This window comes from Aquipseudomonas alcaligenes NBRC 14159 (genome assembly GCF_000467105.1).
Taxonomy (GTDB): Bacteria; Pseudomonadota; Gammaproteobacteria; order Pseudomonadales; family Pseudomonadaceae; genus Aquipseudomonas; species Aquipseudomonas alcaligenes.
This window is the reverse complement of the sequence record NZ_BATI01000006.1, coordinates 115,316-138,619: the sequence shown is the minus strand read 5'-3', so window position 1 is coordinate 138,619 and position 23,304 is coordinate 115,316. Positions and strand designations below refer to the sequence as shown.

Here is a 23,304-nt window from a genome sequence, read left to right as displayed (position 1 = left end):
ATGAGCGAAGACAAGGTCGAGATCTATACCGACGGCGCCTGCAAGGGCAATCCCGGCCCCGGTGGCTGGGGCGCGCTGATGGTCTACAAGGGCGCGGAGAAGGAGTTGTGGGGCGGCGAGCCCAACACCACCAACAACCGCATGGAGCTGATGGCGGCGATCTGCGCGCTGATGGCGCTGACCCGTTCCTGCCAGGTGCGCCTGACCACCGACTCGCAGTATGTAATGAAGGGCATCCAGGAATGGCTGCCGAACTGGAAGAAGCGCGGCTGGAAGACCGCCAGCAAGGAGCCGGTGAAGAACGCCGACCTGTGGCAGGCGCTGGACGAGCAGGTCAACCGTCATCAGGTCGAATGGCAGTGGGTGCGCGGCCATACCGGCCACCCAGGCAACGAGAAGGCCGACCAGCTGGCCAACCGTGGCGTCGAAGAAGCAAGGGGAATGAAGCGTGCGTAGCGTCGTACTGGATACCGAAACCACCGGCATGCCGGTGACCGATGGTCACCGCATCATCGAGATCGGCTGTGTCGAACTGGAAGGCCGCCGGCTGACCGGGCGCCACTTCCACGTCTACCTCAACCCCGATCGCGAGATCGACGAGGGCGCGATCGCCGTCCACGGCATCACCAACGAGTTCGTCGCCGACAAGCCGCGTTTCAAGGACGTGGCCGACGAGTTCTTTGCCTTTATCGAAGGCGCCCAGCTGATCATCCACAACGCGGCGTTCGACGTCGGCTTCATCAACAACGAGTTCGCCCTGCTCGGGCAGAGCGAGCGCAGCGACGTCAGCGACTACTGCTCGATCCTCGACACCCTACTGATGGCGCGCGAGCGCCATCCGGGCCAGCGCAACAACCTGGACGCCCTGTGCAAGCGCTACGGCGTCGACAACTCCGGTCGCGACCTGCACGGCGCATTGCTCGACGCCGAGATCCTCGCCGACGTCTACCTGACCATGACCGGTGGCCAGACCCATCTGTCGCTGGCCGGTGACGGCGGCGACGGCTCAGGCCGCGTGCTGCCCAGTCCGATTCGCCGCCTCGACCCGAACCGCGCGCCGATCCGCGTGCTGCGCGCCAGCGAGGAAGAACTGGCTGCGCATGCCGCGCGCCTGGCCATCATCGAGAAATCCGCTGGCGGCCCGTCGCTGTGGGCCAAGATGGAGGCGCCGGCGGAAGAGCCGGCGAGCTGAGGGGCGCGGTCGTACGGCCAATGCGACCTTTTCTTACAGACTTCCGCACAGGGGGTTCCGCCGCCATCGGCGAACTTCTAACCTGAGGGGATAGGTGCCCCAGAGCACCAACCCCTCAGGAAGGCACAATGTATAAAGACCTGAACTTCCCCATCCTCATCGTTCACCGCGACATCAAGGCCGACACCGTCGCCGGCGAGCGCGTCCGCGCCATCGCCGAGGAACTGGGCAAGGATGGCTTCACCATCCTCTCCACCGCCAGCTCCGCCGAGGGGCGCATCGTCGCCTCCACCCACCACGGCTTGGCCTGCATCCTGGTAGCCGCCGAGGGAGCGGGGGAGAACCAGCGCCTACTGCAGGACATGGTCGAGCTGATCCGCATCGCCCGCGTGCGTGCGCCGCAGCTGCCGATCTTCGCCCTCGGCGAGCAGGTCACCATCGAGAACGCCCCGGCCGACGCCATGGCCGATCTCAACCACCTGCGCGGTATCCTTTACCTGTACGAAGACACCGTGTCCTTCCTCGCCCGCCAGGTGGCGCGCGCGGCGCACAACTACCTCGACGGCCTGCTGCCACCGTTCTTCAAGGCGCTGGTGCAGCACACCGCGCAGTCCAACTACTCCTGGCACACGCCCGGCCATGGCGGCGGCGTGGCCTACCGCAAGAGCCCGGTGGGGCAGGCCTTCCACCAGTTCTTCGGCGAGAACACGCTGCGTTCCGACCTCTCGGTGTCGGTGCCCGAGCTGGGCTCGCTGCTCGACCATACAGGCCCGCTGGCCGAGGCCGAGGCGCGCGCCGCGCGCAACTTCGGCGCTGACCACACCTTCTTCGTGATCAACGGCACTTCGACGGCGAACAAGATCGTCTGGCACTCCATGGTCGGCCGCGATGACCTGGTGTTGGTGGACCGCAACTGCCACAAGTCGATCCTCCACTCGATCATCATGACCGGCGCCATCCCGCTGTACCTGTGCCCGGAGCGCAACGAGCTGGGCATCATCGGGCCGATTCCGCTTTCCGAATTCAGCAAGGAGTCGATCCAGGCCAAGATCGACGCCAGCCCGCTGGCCAGGGGCCGTGCGCCCAAGGTCAAACTTGCGGTGGTGACCAACTCCACCTACGACGGCCTCTGCTACAACGCCGAGATGGTCAAGCAGGCCCTGGGCGACTCGGTGGAAGTGCTGCACTTCGACGAGGCCTGGTATGCCTACGCCGCCTTCCACGAGTTCTACGCCGGGCGCTACGGCATGGGCACCCGCTGCGAGGCGCATTCGCCGCTGGTGTTTTCCACCCACTCCACGCACAAGCTGCTGGCGGCCTTCAGCCAGGCCTCGATGATCCACGTGCAGGACGGTGGCGCGCGCCAGCTGGACCGTGACCGCTTCAACGAAGCCTTCATGATGCACATCTCCACTTCGCCGCAGTACGGCATCATCGCCTCGCTGGACGTGGCCTCGGCGATGATGGAAGGCCCGGCCGGGCGCTCGCTGATCCAGGAGACCTTCGACGAGGCGCTGAGCTTCCGTCGCGCCCTGGCCAACCTGCGGCAGAACCTGGCGGCCGATGACTGGTGGTTCAGCATCTGGCAGCCGGAGCAGGCCGGCGGCGAGGGCGTGCACACCGGCGACTGGCTGCTGCAGCCCAACGCCGACTGGCACGGCTTCGGCGAAATCGCCGAGGACTATGTGCTGCTCGACCCGATCAAGGTCACCCTGGTGATGCCGGGTCTGTCCGCCGACGGCAGGCTGACCGAGGCCGGCATTCCCGCGGCGGTGGTCAGCAAGTTCCTCTGGGAGCGTGGCCTGGTGGTGGAGAAGACCGGTCTGTACTCCTTCCTGGTGCTGTTCTCCATGGGCATCACCAAGGGCAAGTGGAGCACCCTGCTCACCGAACTGCTGGAGTTCAAGCGCCTGTACGACGCCAACGTGCCGCTGCTCGACGCGCTGCCGTCGATCGCCCGCGAGGGCGGGGCACGCTACGCCGGCATGGGTCTGCGCGATCTGTGCGACGAGCTGCACGGCTGCTACCGCGAAAATGCCACGGCCAAGGCGCTCAAGCGCATGTACACGGTGCTGCCGCAGGTGGCGATCAAGCCGGCCGACGCTTACGACAAACTGGTGCGCGGCGAGGTCGAGGCGGTGCCCATCGAGCAGCTGGAAGGGCGCCTGGCGGCGGTGATGCTGGTGCCCTACCCGCCGGGTATCCCGCTGATCATGCCGGGCGAGCGCTTCACCGCCGAGACCCGCTCGATCATCGACTACCTGCAGTTCGCGCGTACCTTCGACAGCCAGTTCCCCGGCTTCGATGCCGATGTGCACGGCCTTCAGCGCGACGGGGCGTGCTATACCGTGGATTGCATCAAGGAATAACGCCGGCTAGGTGGCCGGGCCTGTGCAATCCGGGGGGAACATGGCTCAGGACAAGAGCGGCAAGGGCGAGATGGGGTTCTGGACCTGCAGCGCCCTGGTGATCGGCAACATGGTCGGCTCGGGAGTGTTCCTGCTGCCGGCCAGCCTGACACCCTATGGCGGCCTGAGCCTGATCGGCTGGCTGGTGTCGAGTGCCGGGGCCATATTGCTGGCGCTGACCTTCTCGCGCCTGGCGCGTTTCGACCCGGCCGCCGGCGGCCCCTACGCCTATACCCGCGATGCCTTCGGCAGTTTTGCCGGTTACCTGTGCGCCTGGATTTACTGGATGGCCGCCTGGATCGGCAATGCGGCGATCTCGGTGACCCTGGTCGGCTACCTGCAGGTATTCCTGCCGGTACTGCGCGACCCGCTGCTGATGGTCAGTACGGCGATCGGCGCGATCTGGCTGTGCACCCTGATCAACCTGCGCGGCATCCGCTCCTTCGCGGTGGCGCAGAACATCCTCACCCTGCTCAAGCTGGTGCCGCTGTTGCTGGTCGGTTTGCTCGGCTGGTTCTATTTCAACCCGAGCTACCTGCGCATTCCCGAGCCGGCCGCGCTGCCAGGCGGCGGTTATGTGCAGGCCATCGCCACCACGGCGGCGCTGACCCTGTGGTCTTTCATCGGCCTGGAGTCGGCCACGGTGCCGGCCGAGCACGTACGCGACCCGCGCCGCACCATCCCGCGCGCCACTTTGTTCGGCACACTGGTGGCAGCGGCGGTGTACATCCTCTCCAACACGGCGGTACAGGGCATCCTGCCGCCTGATGTGCTGGCCCACTCCAGCGCGCCTTTCGCCGATGCGGCGCGGGTCATGTTCGGCGACTGGGGCTACTACTTCATCGCGGGTGGAGCGGTGATCGCCTGCCTGGGCGCGCTCAATGGCTGGGTCCTGCTGCAGGGGCAGATCCCCATGGCGCCGGCGCGCGACGGTCTGTTCCCGGCGATACTGGCGAGGACCAGCCGGCGCGGCGTGCCGGCCCACGGCATGCTGATCTCGGGGCTGCTGGTGACCCTGCTGGTGCTGGTGAACGGCCAGGGCGAGCTGGTCGAGGTGTTCAACGTGATCATCCTACTCGGCACCATGGCCGGGGTGGTGCCCTATGTGCTGTGCGCCGCGGCGCTGCTGCACCTGCTGGCGACCAAGCCCGATGGTTTCAGTGCACGGGAGCGCGGGCGGCAGCTGCTGGTGGGCAGCTGCGCCTTCATCTACTCGGTCTGGGCGCTCTACGGCACGGGTGAGCAGGCGGTGTTCTGGGGCTTCCTGGTGATGATGGTGGGCATCCCGTTCTACACCTGGCGGCAGTGGCGCAACCGGTTGCAGTCCGTTAAAGCCAGTAACTGACCGCCCACCAGCCCAGGCCGCCCATGACCACCGTGTAGGGCAGCGCCATCCACACCATGCGCCCGTAGGAAAGCCGAATCAGCGGCGCGATGGCCGAGGTGAGCAGGAACAGGAAGGCCGCCTGGCCGTTGGGCGTAGCCACGCTGGGCAGGTTGGTGCCGGTGTTGATGGCCACCGCCAGCACGTCGAAATGCTCACGGCTCATCTGGCCGGCGAGGAAGGCCTGCTTGACCTCGGTGATGTAGATGGTGGCGACGAACACGTTGTCGCTGATGGTGGAGAGCAGGCCGTTGGCGATGAACAGCATGCCGGGCTGCTGCTCCGCTGGCAGCGCCAGGACCCACTGGATGATCGGGCTGAACAGCTGCTGATCGTGGATCACCGCGACTACGGCGAAGAACACCACCAGCAGCGCGGTGAACGGCAGGGCATCCTGGAAGGCGCGGCCAATCTGGTGTTCGTCGGTGATGCCGGAAAACGCGGTGATCAGCACGATGACCAGCAGGCCGATCAGCCCCACTTCGGCGACGTGGAAGGCCAGGCCGAGGATCAGCACCAGTGCGGCCAGGCCCTGCACCAGCAGCGCCGCACGCTGGGCCTGGGTGCGATGGGCATCGTCCTCACGGGCGTGCTCGGCCAGCACCTGACGCACGGCAGCCGGCAGGAGGGCGCCGTAGCCGAACCAGCGCAGCTTCTCCAGCAGCACGCAGGTGCTCAGGCCGGCGGCCAGTACCGGTAGCGACACCGGCGCCACCTCGAGGAAGAACTGGCCGAAGTTCCAGCCCACCTCGTGTCCGATCAGCAGATTCTGCGGCTCGCCCACCAGGGTGCACACGCCACCCAGGGCAGTACCGACGGCGCCGTGCATCAGCAGGCTGCGCAGGAAGGAGCGGAACTGCTCCAGGTCCTCGCGGTGCAGCTCCACCACCTCCTGGTCGCTGTTCACCCCGACCTCTTCACGCGGGTTCTTGCCGGAGGCGACCCGGTGGTAAACGGAGAAGAAACCGACACCGACGCTGATGATCACCGCCGTCACCGTCAGGGCATCGAGGAAGGCCGAGAGGAAGGCCGAGAACAGGCAGAACAGCAGGGCCAGCAGTGGCTTGGAGCGCACGCCCAGCAAGAGCCGGGAGAACAGGAACAGCAGCAGGCCCTTCATGAAATAGATGCCGGCGACCATGAACATCAGCAGCAGGATCACCGGGAAGTTATGCGCCAGTTCCTTGTACAAAGCTTGCGGCGTGGTCAGTTGCAGCAGAATCGCCTGCAGCACCAGCAGGCCGCCCGGCTGCAGCGGGTAGCACTTCAGCGCCATGGCCAGGGTGAAGATGAACTCGCCGACCAGCAGCCAGCCGGCTACCGCCGGGCCCAGGCTCCACAGCACCATGGGGTTGGCGATCAGGAAGAAGATGATCGTCAGCTTGTACCAGTAGGGGGAGTTACCCAGGAAGTTGTCGACCAGGGCGTGGGTCAGTGAGCGCTGCATTGCCGAATATCCCCAATTCCATGGCCACTATTGCTGGCCTAGTTCCAGAAAGATCAAGAGTTTAACGAATATAGTCAGAATTCTTCTTAGCTTTGCCAGCGTGCTCTGCATCACAGTGACCGGCATCGACTTTTGTTTCGTGCTTGTTATAGTGGGCTGATTGATTCCAAAACAACATATCCGCGCGCACCCTGGTGCGCCCTGCCTTCGAGGATGATCTGCGTGTCCGAATACAAAGCTTTCCGCGTCGAGCTGGTCGACAAGATCGCCCATGTGCAGATCAATCGCCCGGAAAAAGTGAACGCGATGAACGCGGATTTCTGGACCGAGATAGTCGACGTCTTCCGCTGGATCGACGACACCGATGAGGTGCGCGTGGTGGTCCTTTCCGGCGCCGGCAAGCATTTTTCCTCGGGTATCGACCTGATGCTGCTGGCCCAGGCGGGCAGCCAGCTGGGCAAGGACGTGGGCCGCAACGCCGAGGCTCTGCGCCGCAAGATCCTCCAGCTGCAGGCCTCCTTCAATGCCGTCGACAACTGCCGCAAGCCGGTACTCGCGGCGATCCAGGGCTACTGCCTGGGCGGCGCGATCGACCTGATCTCGGCCTGCGACATGCGCTACTCCACCGTCGATGCGCAGTTCTCCATCAAGGAAATCGACATGGGCATGGCGGCCGATGTCGGCACCCTGCAGCGCCTGCCGCGCATCATCGGCGACGGCATGATGCGTGAGCTGGCCTTTACCGGCCGCACCATCGACGGTACCGAGGCGCAACGCATCAACCTGGTCAACCGCACCTATGCCAGCCAGGAAGAACTGCTGGCCGGCGTGTTCGAGATCGCCGGCGAGATCGCCACCAAGTCGCCGATCGCCATTCGCGGCACCAAACACATGATTCGCTACATGCGCGACCACCGCGTGGATGACGGCCTCGAGTACGTCGCCAACTGGAACGGTGCCATGCTGCAGTCTGCCGACCTGCGCGTGGCCATGGCCGCGCACATGAGCAAGCAGAAGCCGGAATTCGCCGACTGACCCAGCCTAAAGAGGTTCAGCAGACCCATGGTCACTGGAGCGACATCCCTGAGCTTGGTGCGTGACGAACTGTTCACCACCATCGAAGAGACTGAACAGAGTCTCGAGCAGTTCATTGCCGAACGGAACAATGGCAGCCTGTTGCAGCAGGCCGTGGAAAACCTGCAACAGGTGCGTGGCACCCTGAACCTGATTGAACTGGCCGGCGCCGAGCTGCTGGCCCAGGAAGTGCTGCAACAGGCCACCGACATTCCCGCCGGTGCCGGCGAGGAGCGCGATGGTCAGCTGGCGGCGCTGAGCAGCGCGCTGTACGTGCTGCGCCGCTACCTGGAAAACGTCGACGCCCATCGCCAGGAAATGCCGGAGCTGCTGCTGCCGGCCATCAACGAATTGCGCCAGGCCGGTGCCCAGCCGCCGCTGCCGGAAAGCTTCTTCTTCAGCGTCCGCCTCGATCAGCCACGCCAGACTGCTGTGTCCGGCACGCCACTGAGCGCCGAGGATGCCCGACGCCTGCGCCACATGTTCCAGGTCGGCCTGCTGGGCTTCATCCGCGAGGACAACCTGCAGGCCGGGCTCAAGCTGATGCTGCGGGCGCTCGTGCGCCTGGACGGCCTGTTCTCCGACAAGCCGGCCGGGCGCCTGTGCTGGATCGGCGCGGCGGCGGTGGAGTCGCAGCTGGAGGGCCAACTGCTGCCGCGCAAGGCGCGCAAGCAGCTGTTCTCCCGCCTGGATCGCGAGATCAAGCAGGCCCTGGTGGCCAACGGCAGCTACGAGGCGCCGCGCAGCCTGCTCAAGGAACTGCTCTACCTGGTGGCCCTGGCCGATTGCCGCGGCCCGCAGTCGAGCGCCGTGCGCGAGGTGTTCGGCCTCACGCCGCTACCGTTCACCGACCATCTGCTCGACGAGGAATACCAGCGTCTGTCCGGCCCCGGCCAGGGCGTGATGCGCTCGCTGTCTACCGCCATCCGCGAGGAGTTGGCCAGCGTCAAGGATCTGCTCGACCTGATCGAGCGTGGCACCGCCCAGCCGGACAGCTTCGGCAACCTGCATGCGCTGCTCGGCAAGCTGTCCAAGACCCTCAACATGGTCGGGCTGAGTTCCGCCGCCAACGCGCTGCAGGTGCAGCTGCCGGTGGTGGGCAGCTGGAGTGAGGAGAGCCTTCCCGCCAACCCCGACCTGCACAAGCTGGCCGAGGCGGTGCTGTATGTCGAGAGCATGGTCGCCAGTCCGGAGCGTGGCGAACAGCGCAACGCCAGGCCACAGCAGGCGCAGCCCGGCGACGAAGGCGAGGCCTTCGCCGCGCACCAGCTGGTCGAGGCGCGCATCGTGGTGGTCGACGAGGCTCAGGGGGGGCTGGCTCTGGCCAAGCGCGCCATCACTTCCTACATCGAAGCCGGTGGCGATCGCATCCACCTGGCCAATGTGCCGATCAGCCTGCAGGCCGTGCGTGGCGGTCTCTGGTTCCTTGGCCAGGAGCGCGCGGCCAAGCTGATCGGCCTGTGCGCCGACTACATCCAGACGCAGATGCTCGACGCCCGGCAGATGCCCTCCGAGCAGATGCTGGAAACCCTGGCCGACGCGCTCAGCAGCCTGGAGTACTACCTAGAAGGTGGCGCGGTGCTGCGTCCCGAGACCACGCCGAGCGTGCTTGATCTGGCCGAGGAAAGCGTGCGCGCACTGGGCCTGTCGGTAGCTGCCTGATGGCTTCCGGCTGGCAGACCACGCCGCCGCTGGACAATGCCCAGGCTGGTGGCTGGGCACTGGTACGCAGCCCGCAGGGCTTTCTCGCCGACACCAACGGCGTTCTTTTCCCCCGCGACTGGCTCAAGCGCCAGGAATTGCCGCTGATCGCCGAGCATGGCCTGGGGCATTTCGACGATCAGCCGGTGTGGCTGTTGCAGGTCGAGCACTCCGCCGAGATGCCCGGCTGCTTCTGGCAGGGCTTGCGCCAGTTCATGCTGCAGGCCGACTACCCGACGTTCCGCATGCTGTCGTTTGCCGAGCAGGTGGCGCACTGGGACCTCAATCATCGCTTCTGCGGGCGCTGTGGGAGCCGTAACCGCCAGGTGCCGGGCGAGCGTTGCCTGCGCTGCCCCGAGTGCGGTCTGGACAGCTATGCGCGCATCTCGCCAAGCATGATTGTGCTGGTCACCCGGGGCGACGAGTTGCTGCTGGCGCGCTCGCCGCGCTTCGTGCCGGGCGTCTACAGCACCCTGGCCGGTTTCGTCGAGCCTGGCGAGTCGGCCGAGGAGTGCGTGGTGCGCGAGGTGCATGAGGAGGTCGGCATCCAGGTCGGCAACCTGCAGTACCTGGGCAGCCAGGGCTGGCCGTTCCCGCATTCGCTGATGCTCGGCTTCCACGCCGAGTATGTCGGCGGCGAGATCGTGCCGCAGCCCGAGGAGATCGAGGATGCGCGCTGGTTCGCCATCGACCAGCTGCCGCCGCTGCCGATGCAGCGCTCCATCGCCCGCTACCTGATCGACCTCTATGTGGCGCGCCGCCTGGGCCATCCGGAGCCGCAGTTGCCGCGTTGAGCGTCAGCCGCCGACGCTGTCGGTGAAGGTCAGGCGGTTGCCGAAGGGATCACGCAGGCTCATGTCGCGACTGCCCCAGGGCATCGCCTCGATGGTCGCATGCGCATAGCCATAGCGCTTCTGTTGCAGTTCCCGATGCAGATCGTCGAGGTCCTCCGTCGCGATGCGCAGGGCCGCGCCCGGACAGGCGTCGCCATGGTGCTCGGACAGGTGCAGCACGCAACCGTCGCGCGAGACCTGCAGGTACAGCGGCATGCCGGGGGCGAAGCGGTGTTCCCAGTCGATCCGGAAACCCAGGTAGCCCACATAGAATTCGCGGGCCTTGGCCTCGTCGAAGATGCGCAGTATCGGAGTGCTGTTGCCCAGTCGCATGGCGAAGCCCCCTTTCAGAACCAGTGCTGCCAGGCCAGGCGTGCCGTCAGTGCCAGCACCACCAGGATGAACACCGGGCGGATGAATTTCGAACCGCCGCGGATCGCCGTGCGCGCCCCGAAGAAAGCCCCGGCCATCAGCGCCAGGCCCATGGCGATGCCGAGCAGCCAGGCCACCTGGCCGGCGATGATGAAGACTGTCAGCGCCATGGCGTTGCTGACGAAGTTCATGCTGCGCGCCACGCCGCTGGCACGTACCAGGTCCATGGGGTAGAGCAGCAGGGTGCTGACCGTCCAGAAAGCGCCGGTGCCGGGGCCGGCCACGCCGTCATAGAAGCCCAGGCCCAGGCCCTGCGGCCACTGGCGCCCCTGCGCCACCGGCGCGTCCTGCTGGCCGTGGGTCTCCGGCGTCTTGCCGAACAGCAGGTACAGGCCGCAGCCGAATACCACGGCCGGCAGCATCTGGTTGAGCCAGGCGGCTGGCAGCCAATGCGCGATGATCGCGCCGATGGCGGCACCGATGGCCGTGGCGATCAGTGCATTGCGCCATTGTCGCGGATGGAACAGCTGGCGCCGGTAGAAGGTGTAGCTGGCGGTGGCCGAGCCGAAGGTCGCGCACAGCTTGTTGGTGCCCAGCACCAGATGCGGTGGCAGGCCGGCAGTGAGCAGGGCCGGGATGGTCAGCAGACCGCCGCCACCAGCGATGGCGTCGATGAATCCGGCGGTGAAGGCGACCAGGGCGAGAATCAGCAGGGTGGTCGGTTCGACACCCAGCTCGAAGGGAAAGGGCATAAAAAACTCGAAGTGGATTCAATTGTGCGGGGCTGTTGCTGGCTCGCCGCGCAGTAGCTCCGCATAATGCCGGCAAAAAATCGTATAAGGAATCGCTTGCATGCAGTATGACGGCCTGGCCTGGTTCACCGGCTTGCTGGCCCTGCTGGCGCTGTTCATCGCCGCCCGCATCCTGTTCGCTCCCAACTGGTTTCTCGCCTGGCTGCGCGGTACCGCCGGCCTGGCCTTCCTGGCGCTCGCGCTGCTGATCGGGGTGATTGCCTACGACCTGCGCAGCTACGACCCGCAGGTACAGGACAAGCCGCTGGTGACGCTGAGCTTCAGCGCCGATGGTCCGCAGCGCTATCGGGTCAACCTGCTGGAGGGCGGCGAGGAGCGCGAGGTGACCCTGGAGGGCGATCTGTGGCAGCTGGATGCCCGCCTGCTGGGCTGGAAGGGCCTGGCGGCGCTGATCGGCCTGCAGCCCGGCTACCGCCTGGAGAAGCTGTCCGGGCGTTTCCTCGCCATCGAGCAGCAGCAGAGCGCTCGCTTTGCTCGGGTGGCGCTGGCCGAGAGTCCCTATGGCATCGATCTGTGGCGCTGGCTGCGCCTGGGCCAGCGCGATCTGTTCCTGTTCGAGCCGCAGGCCGCACGCGTCACCTACCTGCCGATTGCCGATGGCGCGGTTTTCAGCGTCAGCCTGGGCCCGACCGGGCTGATGGCGCAGCCGATGAATCAGGTCGCGCAGCAGGCGCTCAAGGACTGGTGAGGCGCGCGTCTGCCGACTAGGCTTCCCGGCGGGGGAAAGTCGATGGGGGCGCCGCATGTTCGAACAGGATCGCTGGCGCCGCGTGGCGGCCATCGCGCCGGGACTGGCCAGCTTGCTGGACTACCGGTCGGCCTACTGGAAAGACGATCTGCGTGCCGGTCTGTCGGTTGCCGCCGTTGCCTTGCCGGTGGCGGTAGCCTATGCCGAGCTGGCCGGCTTCCACCCGGTCACCGGACTGTACGCCTGCATTCTGCCGATGCTGGTCTACGCCCTGTTCGGTACCTCGCGGCAACTGGTGGTGGGACCGGACGCAGCCACCTGCGCCCTGCTGGCCGCCGCCGTGGTGCCGCTGGCAGCGGGGGATGATGGTCTCTACCTGGCGCTGTCACTGACCCTGACCCTGCTTACCGGTGTGTTCTGCATCGGCGCCGGGCTGCTGCGCCTTGGCGCATTGGCGGAGTTCCTGTCGCGGCCGATCCTGGTCGGTTTCCTCAACGGTGTGGCGCTGAGCATCCTGCTCGGTCAGCTCGGCAAGATCGCCGGCTTTACCCAGGAAGCCGGCGGCATAGTGCCGCGCCTAGTCGAGTTCTTCGCCCGTTACGGCGACTGGCACTGGCCGACCCTGGCGCTGAGCGCCGCTACCGTGCTGGCGATGCTGTTGTCCAGGCGCTATCTGGCCAAGCTGCCGGCGGCACTGATTGCCATGGTCGTGGCCGCTGTGGCGACCTCGCTACTCGGCCTGGGCGCGCGCGGCGTGGCCACCATCGGGCTGATTCCCGCCGGCCTGCCCGAGTTGCATATCCCGCAGTTTCCTCTTGCGATGCTGCCGACGCTGCTGGCCGACGCCGCCGGTCTGGCCCTGGTGAGCTTCTCCAGCATGATGCTGACGGCGCAGAGCTTCGCCGAGAAGAACCGCTACAGCATCGATACCGATCGCGAGTTCATCGCCCTCGGCCTGGCCAACATGGCGTCCTCCTTTTCCCAGGGTTTTGCCATCAGCGGTGCCGATTCGCGCACGGCGGTGGCCGACAGCAGTGGCGGTCGTACCCAGATGACCAGCGTGATCGCGGCGCTGGCCATTGCGCTGGTGCTACTGTTCTTCACCGCGCCGCTGGCCTATGTGCCGGTGGCGGCGCTCGGCGTGGTGCTGCTGTTCGGTGCGCTGTCGCTGGTCAATCTGCAGTTCCTCGCCCAGCTGTACCGCATCTCGCGGGTCGAGCTGGCGCTGTGCCTGCTGGCGACGGTGGGCGTGGTGGCGGTCGGAGCGATCCAGGCCATTCTGCTGGTGGTGGTGCTGGCGCTGCTGCGCTTTGTTCACTCGATGTCGCGACCGCTGGTGGAGGAGCTGGGGCGGGTAGAGGGCATGCGCGGTTTCCACGCGCTGCAGCGGCATGCCACAGGGGCGCGCCAGCCAGGCATGCTGCTGTTCCGCTTCAACGCGCCGCTGGTGTTCTTCAATGCCCAGTTCTTCCGCCGCGAAGTGCGGCGCGTGCTGGACCAGGCCGGCCCCGAGTTGCGCTGGTTCGTGCTCGACATGCTGCCGGTGACCAGCATTGATGCCAGCGGCCTGCTCACCCTGCGTGACCTGGTGGAGGAGCTGCTGGCGCGCGGGGTGACCCCGGTGATGGCCGGGCGGCGTGCCGAATGGCAGCGCTGGCGCGAGGCGCGCGGCATCGCGGAGATGCCGCAGGTGCTGCACTTCACCACCCTGCGCGATGCGCAGCGGGCGTTCGAGGCGCAAAACAAAAGGCCGGGCGAAGAGCCCGGCCCGATGTGACGATCACGGCCTCAGGAGAGGAAGCCGCCGTCCACGTTCAACGCCACGCCGGTGGTGTAGCTGGAGGCTTCGCTGGCCAGGTACAGCACGGCACCGGCCATCTCGCTGGGGGCGGCCACGCGCTTGAGCGGGATGCGCTGCAGCGCCATGTTGAGGATGGCATCGTTCTTGGTCAGGGCCGAGGCGAACTTGGTGTCGGTCAGGCCCGGCAGCAGGGCGTTGCAGCGGATGCCGAACTGCGCGCACTCCTTGGCGAAAACCTTGGTCATGCTGATCACCGCGGCCTTGGTCACCGAGTAGATGCCCTGGAACTCGCCCGGCGAGACGCCGTTGATCGAGGCGACGTTGATGATCGAGCCGCCACCGTTGGCCTTCATCAGCTTGCCGCCTTCGATGGACATGAAGTAGTAGCCGCGGATGTTGACGTCGACGGTCTTCTGGAAGGCGCCCAGGTCGGTGTCCAGCACGTTGCAGAACTGCGGGTTGGTGGCGGCGTTGTTGACCAGGATATCGAGGCGGCCGAACTGCTCGCGGATAAAGGCGAAGACGCTCTGGATCTGCTCCATCTCGCCGATGTGGCAGGCGATTGCAGTGGCCTTGCCGCCGTCGGCGACGATGGCGTCGGCGACCTTCTGGCAGTCGTCGATCTTGCGGCTCGAGACGATCACGTGGGCGCCCTGCTGGGCCAGCAGCTTGGCGATGGCTTCACCGATGCCGCGGCTGGCGCCGGAGACGAAAGCGATCTTGCCGTCGAGGTCGAACAGGTGGGTCTTGGACATTGTGGTTCCCTTGTCTGAGCCGGGTTAGAGGGTGGATTTGCTGATGACCTGCAGGGCCATCTGTTCCAGCAGCTTGTTCATCATGATGAACTGGGCGAAGCGCTTGTCCTTGGTCTGGCCATGGAAGAAGCGGTAGTAGATCTGCTGCACGATGCCGGCCAGGCGGAACAGGCCGTACACGTAGTAGAAGTCGAAGTTGTCGATCTGGATGCCGGCGCGTTCTGCGTAGTAGTCGACGAACTGCTGGCGGGTCAGCATGCCCGGCGCGTTGCTCGGCTGGCGGCGCATCAGCTGTACGGGCGGCGGATCGTTCGCCTCGATCCAGTAGGCGAGGGTGTTGCCCAGGTCCATCAGCGGGTCGCCGATGGTGGTCAGCTCCCAGTCCAGCACGCCGATGATCTGCATCGGATTGGCCGGGTCGAGGATCACGTTGTCGAAGCGGTAGTCGTTGTGCACGATGCCCGGCTTGTGGTGGTCGGCCGGCATCTTCTCGCGCAGCCAGGCCTTGACCTGCTCCCAGACCGGGGCGTCGGGGGTCAGGGCCTTCTCGTAGCGGTCGCTCCAGCCTTCGATCTGGCGCTTCACGTAGCCTTCCGGCTTGCCCAGGTCGGCCAGGCCGCAGGCCTGATAGTCGACGTTGTGCAGGTCGACCAGCTTGTCGATGAAGCTCTTGCACAGGGCGTTGGTCTGCTCGGCGCTGACGTTCAGCTCGGTCGGCATGTCGCTGCGCAGGATGATGCCCTTGACCCGCTGCATCACGTAGAACTCGGCGCCGATCACCGACTCGTCGGTGCAGTGCACGTAGGCCTTCGGGCAGTAGGGGAAGCCGGCGTTGAGCTGGTTGAGGATGCGGTACTCGCGGCCCATGTCGTGGGCCGACTTGGCCTTGTGGCCGAACGGCGGGCGGCGCAGGACGAACTCCTGCTCGGGGTATTCCAGCAGGTAGGTCAGGTTGGAGGCCCCGCCGGGGAACTGGCTGATGCGCGGCGTGCCGGTGAGGCCGGGGATGTGCGCCTTCAGGTACGGGTCGATCTGCGCGGCATCGAGTTCTTCGCCTTCGCGGATGCCGGTGGACTGGTCTGTCAGCGTCATGCTTATCCCTTCTGCTGATGATGGGGGCCACTAATCATTGGCTAATCTAATAGCGCTATCGAGTGAAGCACAGCTTTATAGATGTGGCTGTTGGCGCCTGATCAAGGGCTCTGATTGCTTGTGCCGGGCGAAAAAAAACCGGAGTCCGCAGACTCCGGTTTTTTCGTGCTTCGCGGTAAACCCGAGGGCTTATACCGGGAACAGCTCGGCCAGTTTCATGGCCAGCATCATGTCGCCTTCGGCGCGCAGCTTGCCGCCCATGAAGGCCTGCATGCCGTCGGTTTCGCCGGAAGCGATACCGGCCAGGGTGGCGCTGTCCATGATCAGGGTGACGTTGGCGTTGGCGTTGTCGCCCTGTTGTACGTCGCAGGTGCCGTCCTTGACGATCAGCGCGTAGTTTTCACCGTCTTCGATGTTGAACTGGAACACCAGGTCCAGGCCGGCAGCGGCGCTGGCGTTGAACTTGGACTTCATGCTGTTGATGGTGTCGGCAACGGAGCTCATGTTTTCTATCCTTTGTTATCAAGGGTTGCTGGCGGCCTTGCGGGCCGCTGTGGGCCGGTACTCAGCGATAGGTGATGAGTTCCGGGGTCTTCAACAGCTCCAGATGCACACGGCTGTTGAAGGAAGCCAGGGTTGCCTCGTCGCCACGGAAGGTCAGGCGCGAGAGCGAAGTATTGACGATCTGCCAGTTGAGCTCGAAGGCTCGCTCGGCCGGTACGCCGGTCAACAGGTGGAGCAGGGCGGTGATGGTGCCGCCGGAGGTGAACACGGCGATGTTCTGGCCGCGCTCGGCGCTTGCCAGCAGGCGTTGCAGACCGCCGCCGACGGTATCGACGAAAGCCTGCCAGGTCTCGTGGCCGGGCTGGTCATACTGGCCGCTGACCCAGCGGCGGATGATGCGGGCGAACAGGTGCTGGAAGGCGGCACGGTTATCCTTCGGGTTGCGCAGGATTTCCAGTGCGCCTGGCTCGTCCGGCAGCATGGCCGGCAACAAGCCGCGGATCACCGCCTCGGCGTCGAATTCGTTGAAGGCCGGATCGATTTCCAGTTCCGGCGCGCTCATGCCGGCAGCCGCGCAGCGTTGCAGGGCCGAGGTGGCGGTATGCTGCTGACGCCGCAGGCTGCCGCTCAGGCAGCGATCCAGAGCGATGCCGAGCTGCGCCAGGTGATCGCCCAGCACTTCGGCCTGGCGCACACCGAGCGGCGACAGCACGTCGTAGTCGTCGGCGCCGAAGGAGGCCTGGCCATGTCGAATCAGGTAGATGCTGCCCACGTCCGCAGTCGATCCTGCCGGGTTGAAGTCTCGCGAGGTTATGGGCAGAGCCGGGCGCCTGTCAACGAAAAAACATACGCTTGTTTGAATCGCCCAGGGATGCCGACACATGGTCTGTCGTGGTTGGCCGGCACGCTCTGGCGCCGGTATGCTTGAGCGGAGTCGTGGCCTTGCCTGGGCCTCGTGAAGGGATATAGACGAGGGGTAATCTGTGGAGTTTCTGTTGGGGTATGCGGACTTCCTGTTGCGCACGCTGACCGTGCTGGTCGCCATCATCGTGGTGCTGCTGACCATTGCCGCCCTGCGTGGCAAGGGGCGCGGCAAGGGCAGCGGTCAGCTGCAGGTGAGCAAGCTCAACGATTTCTACAAGGCGCTGCGCGAGCGCCTGGAGCATGAGCTGCTCGACAAGACGCAGCTCAAGGCGCAGCGCAAGGCCGAAGCCAAACAGGCCAAGCAGGCGAAGAAGGATGGCCAGAGCAAGCCGCGGGTGTTCGTGCTCGATTTCGACGGCGACATCAAGGCCTCGGCGACCGACAACCTGCGCCATGAGGTGACTGCGTTGCTGTCGCTGGCCAGCCCGCAGGATGAAGTGGTGCTGCGCCTGGAGAGTGGCGGCGGCATGGTGCATGGCTATGGCCTGGCCGCCTCGCAGCTGGCGCGCATCCGCCAGGCCGGCGTGCCGCTGACCGTGTGCGTGGACAAGGTCGCCGCCAGCGGCGGCTACATGATGGCCTGCATCGGCGACAAGATCCTCAGCGCGCCCTTCGCCATCCTCGGCTCCATCGGCGTGGTGGCCCAGCTGCCGAACATTCATCGCCTGCTGAAGAAGCATGACATCGACGTGGAGATGCTCACTGCTGGCGAGTACAAGCGCACCCTTACCGTGCTGGGTGAGAACACCGAGAAGGGCCGGGAGAAGTTCCAGGAAGACCTGGACACCACCCACGAGCTGTTCAAGAACTTTGTGGCCCGCTACCGGCCGCAGCTGAATATCGACGAGATCGCCACCGGCGAAGTCTGGCTGGGCGTCTCCGCGCTGAACAAGCATCTGGTCGACGAACTCAAGACCAGCGACGAATACCTGGCCGAGCGTGCTCGCGAGGCCGAGCTGTTCCACCTGCATTTCGCCGAGAAGAAGAGCCTGCCGGAGCGTTTCGGCCTGGCGGCCAGCGTCACGCTGGATCGTCTGCTGCTGAACTGGTGGAGCCGCCTCAATCAACAACGTTTCTGGTAGGAGTAAGACATGACTGCCTTCAAGGCTCTGCTGGTCAGTGAGGAAAACGGTGTCTTCGTGCCCAAGGTCGTCGAGCGTAGCGTCGCCGACCTGCCGGCCGGCGAGGTGCTGATTCGCGTGCAGTACTCCTCGCTCAACTACAAGGATGCGCTGTCCGCCAGTGGCAACCGCGGGGTGACCAAGGCCTACCCGCATACGCCGGGCATCGACGCCGCCGGTGTGGTGGCCGAGTCCTCGGCCAGCGAGTTCGCGGCGGGCGACGAGGTGATCGTCACCGGTTACGACCTGGGCATGAACACCGCCGGCGGTTTCGGCCAGTACATTCGCGTACCGGCGGCCTGGGTGATCAAGCGGCCCAAGGGCCTGAGCCTGCGCGAGGCCATGCTGCTCGGCACTGCCGGCCTGACCGCGGCGCTGTGCGTGGACAAGCTGGAACAGGCCGGGTTGACCCCGGCCGCCGGCCCGGTGCTGGTCACCGGCGCCACCGGTGGCGTTGGTTCGGTTGCGGTCGCACTGCTGGCGCGGCTTGGCTATAACGTCGCGGCGTCCACCGGCAAGGCCGGGCAGGGCGAGTTCCTGCGCCAGCTCGGCGCCCAGCAGATCGTGCCGCGCGAGGAACTGCAGGAAGGCAGCGACAAAGCCATGCTCAAGGAGCGCTGGGCCGGTGCGGTGGATACCGTCGGCGGCGAGATCCTGTTCAACGTGGTCAAGTCGCTGCGTTACGGCGCCAGCGTGGCCTGCTGCGGCCTGACCGCCGGCATGGGCTTCAAGGGCAATGTCGCGCCCTTCATCCTGCGCGGGGTCAACCTGCTGGGGGTGGACTCGGTGGAGCTGCCGCTGGTGGTCAAGGCGTCCATGTGGGACAAGCTGTCCCTGCAGTGGAAGCTGACCAACCTGGAGAGCCTGGCTGAGGAAGTCGGCCTGGAGCAGTTGCCCCAGGCCATCGAGCAGATCCTCGCCGGCAAGCTGGTCGGTCGGGTGCTGGTTAGGCTCGACTGAGCCTGAGCGGGCCGGTCAGCTCAGGTCCGGCAGCAGGTAGGGTGCCCACAGCGATTCGGCGAACTGGCGACGGAAGAAGCCGAAGTGGCCGATTCGCTCCACCCCGATCTGCGTTGGCGCGATGCGCTTGGCCGTTTGTGGCGCGGCGCGATAGAAGCCGTGCAGTGATTCGGTATTGCGCCCGGACATCATCTCGTCATCGGTGAAGGAGATCGCCGTGATCGGCGTGCGCACTGCCGAATAGGCCTCGCGAACCGCTTCGCCTTCGGCGCCCACCGCGTACTCCGGATGCAGGCACCAGCGCCGCCACTGTTCGATCACCCCGCGCGGCAGGTCGCCGACCATGCCCAGGCGCTGGCCGGGGAAGTAGCCGGCAAGCGGCGTGACCAGCGGGGCGATGAGGTACCACAGCAGCCAGGCGCGGTTGCGCAGGCTGCGGGTGTTTTCCCGCCAGTAGCCGCTGCCGGTGGCGATGGTGAAGGCGCGCTGGATGCGCTCGCTGCCGCGCACGAAGGGCAGAATCTGCCCGCCGAGGCTGTGGCCGATCCAGAACACCGGAAGGGAACCCGCTGCCGCCGCGGCGGCATCGAGCATGGCGCTGCAGTCGTGTCGGCCCCAGCCGATCACGTCCACCTGCAGATCACGCAGCGAGCCCTGGCGAGACAGGCCCATGCCGACATAGTCGAAGGTCACCGTGACAAAACCGCGCTCGGCCAGCCACTGCGCGAAGGCGGCGTAGAAACGCTGCTCCACGCCCATGGCCGGCACGATCAGGACAACGCCGCGCGCCTCGCCGGCGGGGTGGAACCAGTGGCTGGAGAGGCGGTGTCCGTTGCCGTTGTCCAGCTGGCGATGGAGTGGGCTGGTCATGATGAGCTCCGGCTGACGTACATGGTGATGTCGGCACGAAACACCGGCTTATCGTCGACGTAGGCCACCACCGGTACCTTGATGTCGCCTTCCTGGTTCCAGTCGATGGCGCTACCGTCAGCCACCGCGCGTACGTCACCCTGGGCCTTGGCCAGGTATTCCACGGTCATGCCGCGCGGAATCCAGCGGCAGCCTGCCGGGATGGAGGCGTCGGTCATGGTGCCGGCCGCCAGCTCGGCAGCGTTGCACAGGGCGATGGCATGTACGGTGCCGATGTGGTTGAGCACTTCGCGGCGTTTGGGGAAGGTCACTTCCGCATAGCCCGGGCGCAGCTCGACGAACTGCGGGGCAATGCTGGCGAAGTAGGGCGCGACCTGGCCGATCAGGGTGCTGAACTGGGCCGGGCCGACCTGCTGGTACATCTGCATCATCTGACTCATGGGGTGCTCCTGCACAATGGCTGGCATTTGAAGAGAAGCGCGCGCCCAGGCAGTATACGAATACCAGAATTTAATTCTAGAAAAATATTCTAGTTTGTTGAGGAGGCCAGATGGCCCGCCGTTCCCGCAAGGACGAGATACTCCAGGCCGCCCTGGCCTGTTTCACCGATTTCGGCGTGGATGCCACCACCATCGAGATGATTCGCGACCGCTCTGGCGCCAGCATCGGCAGCCTCTATCACCATTTCGGCAACAAGGAACGCATCATCGGCGCCCTCTACCTGGCCGGTACGGCCGAGTACGCGGCGCTGCTCGCCGAGGGCTTCGCCCAGGCCGACAGCGCCGAGGCCTGCGTCAAGTTGCTGGTCACCAGCTATGTCGACTGGGTGGTGGCAAACCCGGACTGGGCGCGCTTCATCCTGCACAGCCGTGGCCGGGTAGAGGCCAGCGAGATGGGCGCGGAGCTGCGCGAGGTCAACCGGGTGAATTTCCGGCGCATCCTCGATGCGCTCGCCGTGTATCGCGCGCAGGGGCTGTTCAAGGCCATGCCGGTGGACTGTTTCACCTCGGTGGTCATCGGTCCGACCCATGACTTCGCGCGCCACTGGCTGGCCGGGCGGACCCAGACGTCGCTGGCCGAGTGTCGCGAGCTGCTGGCCCAGGTGGCCTGGGATTCGGTGCGAGCGCCACAGTAGCTGGCGACGCCGCTCCCGGATTGCATCCGGGCGACGGCCTGAAATGAAAAAGCCCCGCAGTGCGGGGCTTTTTCCTGGGGCCGGGTCAGGCGCGGCGGCGGAACAGCGGCAGCGGCTGGTCGGTGGAGGCCTGGTACACCTCGGAGAACTCCTCGAAGGCTTTCAGCGCATCGACCGGGTCCTTGTCCGCGCGCAGGGCGAAGGCGTCGAAGCCCACGCGCTGGTAGGAGAACAGCTGGTCGCGCAGCACGTCGCCGATGGCACGCAGCTCACCCTTGTAGCCGTAGCGGTTGCGCAGCAGATAGGCGCTGGAGCAGTGGCGGCCGTCGGTAAAGGCGGGGAAGTTGAGGGCGATGACCTGGAAGTGGTCCAGGTCGGCGACGATCTCCTCGATTTCCTCGCCGGCTTCCAGCCATACGCCCAGGCCACCGTCACGGGCCTTGAGGGCGTGGGCATGCTCGCGCCACAGGGCCAGCGGCACGATCAGGTCGTCGCTGTTGCTGACGCTGTCGAGGCTGGCATCGGCCGGCAGCAGGTGCCAGGTTTCGTCCAGGATCTGGCCGTTCTTAATGATTCGCTGCATAGACGCGCTCCTTGAACGGGTCGATTCCGACACGGCGGAAGGTATCGAGGAAGGACTCTTCTTCGGTGCGATGTTCGACATAGACCTTGATCAGCTTGTCGATCACGTCGGCCATTTCATCCTGGGCGAAGGACGGGCCGAGGATCTGTGCCAGGCTGGCCTCACGGCCGGCGCTGCCGCCGAGGGACACCTGGTAGAACTCCTGGCCCTTCTTGTCCACGCCGAGAATGCCGATGTGGCCGACGTGGTGGTGGCCGCAGGCGTTCATGCAGCCGGAGATGTTGAGGTCGAGGTCGCCGATGTCGAACAGGTAGTCGAGGTCGTCGAAACGACGCTGGATGGCCTCGGCGACCGGGATCGACTTGGCGTTGGCCAGGGAGCAGAAGTCGCCGCCCGGGCAGCAGATGATGTCGGTCAGCAGGCCCACGTTCGGTGTGGCGAAGCCCAGCTCGCGCAGCTCGCCCCACAGGGTGAACAGCTGCTGCTGCTCGACGTCGGCAAGGATGATGTTCTGGTTGTGGCTGTTGCGCACCTCGCCGAAGCTGTAGCGATCGGCCAGGTCGGCGATGGCGTCCAGCTGCTTGTCGGTGACATCGCCCGGCGCGACGCCGGTCGGTTTCAGCGACAGGGTCACGGCGACGTAGCCCGGCTGCTTGTGGGCGAAGGTGTTGCGCTGGCGCCAGCGGGCGAAGCCCGGATGCTGGGCGTCGAGGGCTGCCAGTTCGGCATCCTGGTCGGCCAGCTGGCGATACGCCGGGTCGACGAAGTGGGCGGAAACGCGCGCCACTTCGGCTTCGGTCAGGGTGGTCGGACCATCCTTGAGGTGGGCGAACTCGGCCTCGACTTTCTCGGCGAAGACTTCCGGCGTCAGTGCCTTGACCAGGATCTTGATACGCGCCTTGTACTTGTTATCACGACGGCCGTAGCGGTTGTACACGCGCAGGATGGCGTCGAGATAGCCGAGCAGGTGCTGCCAGGGCAGGAATTCCTTGATGAAGCTGCCGACGATAGGGGTACGGCCCAGGCCGCCGCCGACCGAGACGCGGAAGCCCAGCTCACCGGCTTCGTTCTGCACCGCTTCCAGGCCGATATCGTGCACCTCGATGGCGGCACGATCGCTCACGGCGCCGTTGACGGCGATCTTGAACTTGCGCGGCAGGTGGGTGAATTCGGGGTGGAAGGTCGACCACTGGCGGATGATCTCGCACCAGGGGCGCGGATCGACGATCTCGTCCTTGGCCACGCCGGCGAACTGGTCGGTGGTGGTGTTGCGGATGCAGTTGCCGCTGGTCTGGATCGCGTGCATCTGCACGGTGGCCAGCTCGGCGAGGATCTCCGGCACATCTTCCAGTTCCGGCCAGTTGAACTGCACGTTCTGCCGGGTGCTGATGTGGGCGTAGCCCTTGTCGTAGTCGCGAGCGATCTTGGACATCATGCGCACCTGCTTGGACGACAGCAGGCCGTACGGCACGGCGACGCGCAGCATCGGCGCGTAGCGCTGGATGTAGAGGCCGTTCTGCAGGCGCAGGGGGCGGAACTCCTCGCCGGAGAGTTCGCCGGCCAGGTAGCGGCGGGTCTGGTCGCGGAACTGCTTGACGCGGTCCTCGACGATCCGCTGATCGTACTCGTCGTATACGTACATAGGGGT

At 65.8% G+C, this 23,304-nt stretch carries 23 protein-coding genes; 12 read left to right on the top strand and 11 right to left on the bottom strand.

Translation table 11 applies throughout. The features are described 5' to 3' along the window. The 4 genes from rnhA (at position 1) to PA6_RS03885 (ending at position 4,945) form a co-directional block, all read left to right on the top strand. Positions 1 to 456: a ribonuclease HI gene (gene rnhA, locus PA6_RS03900; protein WP_021699579.1), complete on the top strand. Its 456-nt coding sequence runs from the start codon at positions 1 to 3 to the stop codon at positions 454 to 456. Then, complete coding sequence (gene dnaQ, locus PA6_RS03895) at positions 449 to 1,192, top strand: DNA polymerase III subunit epsilon (RefSeq protein ID WP_021699578.1); 744 nt, start codon at positions 449 to 451, stop codon at positions 1,190 to 1,192. Before rnhA ends, dnaQ begins: the two co-directional genes overlap by 8 nt. Positions 1,193 to 1,320: 128 nt before the next feature. Next, on the top strand, positions 1,321 to 3,561 hold the full coding sequence (locus PA6_RS03890) for an Orn/Lys/Arg family decarboxylase (protein ID WP_021699577.1): 2,241 nt from the start codon (positions 1,321 to 1,323) through the stop codon (positions 3,559 to 3,561). A 40-nt stretch (positions 3,562 to 3,601) separates the two neighbouring features. Further along, positions 3,602 to 4,945, top strand: a complete 1,344-nt coding sequence (locus tag PA6_RS03885; protein WP_043216242.1) for an amino acid permease — start codon at positions 3,602 to 3,604, stop codon at positions 4,943 to 4,945. Here the strand turns inward: PA6_RS03885 and nhaB are convergent. Next, positions 4,929 to 6,431, bottom strand: coding sequence for a sodium/proton antiporter NhaB (nhaB, locus tag PA6_RS03880; protein ID WP_021699575.1), 1,503 nt, complete (start codon positions 6,429 to 6,431; stop codon positions 4,929 to 4,931). The genes PA6_RS03885 and nhaB overlap by 17 nt on opposite strands. Positions 6,432 to 6,653: 222 nt before the next feature. On the opposite strand from nhaB, the gene PA6_RS03875 reads away from it, so the two are divergent. The 3 genes from PA6_RS03875 to nudC are packed head-to-tail and all read left to right on the top strand — an operon-like array spanning position 6,654 to position 10,000. Continuing rightward, positions 6,654 to 7,466: a crotonase/enoyl-CoA hydratase family protein gene (locus PA6_RS03875; RefSeq protein ID WP_021699574.1), complete on the top strand. Its 813-nt coding sequence runs from the start codon at positions 6,654 to 6,656 to the stop codon at positions 7,464 to 7,466. A 27-nt stretch (positions 7,467 to 7,493) separates the two neighbouring features. Continuing rightward, a complete protein-coding gene (locus PA6_RS03870; RefSeq protein WP_021699573.1) occupies positions 7,494 to 9,167 on the top strand; it encodes a hypothetical protein in 1,674 nt (557 codons plus the stop codon). Beyond that, positions 9,167 to 10,000 (top strand): NAD(+) diphosphatase, encoded by an 834-nt coding sequence (gene nudC / locus PA6_RS03865; RefSeq protein ID WP_021699572.1) that lies wholly within the window; start codon positions 9,167 to 9,169, stop codon positions 9,998 to 10,000. The genes PA6_RS03870 and nudC overlap by 1 nt, the downstream gene beginning before the upstream one ends. 3 nt (positions 10,001 to 10,003) lie before the next feature. Here the strand turns inward: nudC and PA6_RS03860 are convergent, their stop codons facing one another. Then, positions 10,004 to 10,372: a glyoxalase superfamily protein gene (locus PA6_RS03860; protein WP_021699571.1), complete on the bottom strand. Its 369-nt coding sequence runs from the start codon at positions 10,370 to 10,372 to the stop codon at positions 10,004 to 10,006. Between the two features lie 14 nt (positions 10,373 to 10,386). Continuing rightward, positions 10,387 to 11,163: a TSUP family transporter gene (locus PA6_RS03855; protein WP_021699570.1), complete on the bottom strand. Its 777-nt coding sequence runs from the start codon at positions 11,161 to 11,163 to the stop codon at positions 10,387 to 10,389. A gap of 100 nt (positions 11,164 to 11,263) precedes the next feature. On the opposite strand from PA6_RS03855, the gene PA6_RS03850 reads away from it, so the two are divergent. Together PA6_RS03850 and PA6_RS03845 are read left to right on the top strand one after the other, a co-directional pair. Further along, complete coding sequence (locus PA6_RS03850; protein WP_021699569.1) at positions 11,264 to 11,911, top strand: hypothetical protein; 648 nt, start codon at positions 11,264 to 11,266, stop codon at positions 11,909 to 11,911. Between the two features lie 55 nt (positions 11,912 to 11,966). Next, positions 11,967 to 13,688, top strand: coding sequence for a SulP family inorganic anion transporter (locus PA6_RS03845; protein ID WP_021699568.1), 1,722 nt, complete (start codon positions 11,967 to 11,969; stop codon positions 13,686 to 13,688). A gap of 11 nt (positions 13,689 to 13,699) precedes the next feature. Here the strand turns inward: PA6_RS03845 and PA6_RS03840 are convergent, their stop codons facing one another. The 4 genes from PA6_RS03840 to PA6_RS03825 form a co-directional block, all read right to left on the bottom strand. Further along, positions 13,700 to 14,467 carry an SDR family oxidoreductase gene (locus PA6_RS03840; protein WP_021699567.1) on the bottom strand — a complete coding sequence of 256 codons (768 nt, stop codon included), beginning with the start codon at positions 14,465 to 14,467 and terminating at the stop codon, positions 13,700 to 13,702. 24 nt (positions 14,468 to 14,491) lie between these two features. After that, the gene (locus tag PA6_RS03835) at positions 14,492 to 15,559 is read right to left on the bottom strand and encodes a phosphotransferase family protein (protein ID WP_021699566.1); all 1,068 of its coding nucleotides are present in this window, start codon (positions 15,557 to 15,559) and stop codon (positions 14,492 to 14,494) included. A gap of 189 nt (positions 15,560 to 15,748) precedes the next feature. Continuing rightward, positions 15,749 to 16,063 (bottom strand): SCP2 sterol-binding domain-containing protein, encoded by a 315-nt coding sequence (locus PA6_RS03830; RefSeq protein WP_021699565.1) that lies wholly within the window; start codon positions 16,061 to 16,063, stop codon positions 15,749 to 15,751. A gap of 61 nt (positions 16,064 to 16,124) precedes the next feature. After that, positions 16,125 to 16,835: a histidine phosphatase family protein gene (locus PA6_RS03825; protein ID WP_021699564.1), complete on the bottom strand. Its 711-nt coding sequence runs from the start codon at positions 16,833 to 16,835 to the stop codon at positions 16,125 to 16,127. Positions 16,836 to 17,046: 211 nt separating this feature from the next. Between PA6_RS03825 and sohB the strand changes: the two genes are divergently transcribed. Together sohB and PA6_RS03815 are read left to right on the top strand one after the other, a co-directional pair. Continuing rightward, positions 17,047 to 18,069 carry a protease SohB gene (sohB, locus tag PA6_RS03820; protein ID WP_021699563.1) on the top strand — a complete coding sequence of 341 codons (1,023 nt, stop codon included), beginning with the start codon at positions 17,047 to 17,049 and terminating at the stop codon, positions 18,067 to 18,069. A 9-nt stretch (positions 18,070 to 18,078) separates the two neighbouring features. Continuing rightward, on the top strand, positions 18,079 to 19,068 hold the full coding sequence (locus tag PA6_RS03815; protein ID WP_021699562.1) for an oxidoreductase: 990 nt from the start codon (positions 18,079 to 18,081) through the stop codon (positions 19,066 to 19,068). Between the two features lie 15 nt (positions 19,069 to 19,083). On the opposite strand, the gene PA6_RS03810 is transcribed toward PA6_RS03815, so the two are convergent. Both PA6_RS03810 and PA6_RS03805 read right to left on the bottom strand, forming a co-directional pair. Further along, positions 19,084 to 19,938, bottom strand: coding sequence for an alpha/beta hydrolase family protein (locus tag PA6_RS03810; protein ID WP_021699561.1), 855 nt, complete (start codon positions 19,936 to 19,938; stop codon positions 19,084 to 19,086). Then, a complete protein-coding gene (locus PA6_RS03805; RefSeq protein ID WP_021699560.1) occupies positions 19,935 to 20,378 on the bottom strand; it encodes a hotdog fold domain-containing protein in 444 nt (147 codons plus the stop codon). The genes PA6_RS03810 and PA6_RS03805 overlap by 4 nt, the downstream gene beginning before the upstream one ends. Before the next feature lie 110 nt (positions 20,379 to 20,488). On the opposite strand from PA6_RS03805, the gene PA6_RS03800 reads away from it, so the two are divergent. After that, entirely contained in the window at positions 20,489 to 21,073 is a 585-nt protein-coding gene (locus PA6_RS03800; protein WP_021699559.1) for a TetR/AcrR family transcriptional regulator, read from the top strand. An 85-nt stretch (positions 21,074 to 21,158) separates the two neighbouring features. On the opposite strand, the gene PA6_RS03795 is transcribed toward PA6_RS03800, so the two are convergent. Both PA6_RS03795 and PA6_RS03790 read right to left on the bottom strand, forming a co-directional pair. After that, the gene (locus PA6_RS03795) at positions 21,159 to 21,656 is read right to left on the bottom strand and encodes a DUF934 domain-containing protein (RefSeq protein WP_021699558.1); all 498 of its coding nucleotides are present in this window, start codon (positions 21,654 to 21,656) and stop codon (positions 21,159 to 21,161) included. Then, the gene (locus tag PA6_RS03790; protein ID WP_021699557.1) at positions 21,640 to 23,298 is read right to left on the bottom strand and encodes a nitrite/sulfite reductase; all 1,659 of its coding nucleotides are present in this window, start codon (positions 23,296 to 23,298) and stop codon (positions 21,640 to 21,642) included. Before PA6_RS03790 ends, PA6_RS03795 begins: the two co-directional genes overlap by 17 nt. Positions 23,299 to 23,304 lie beyond the last annotated feature (6 nt).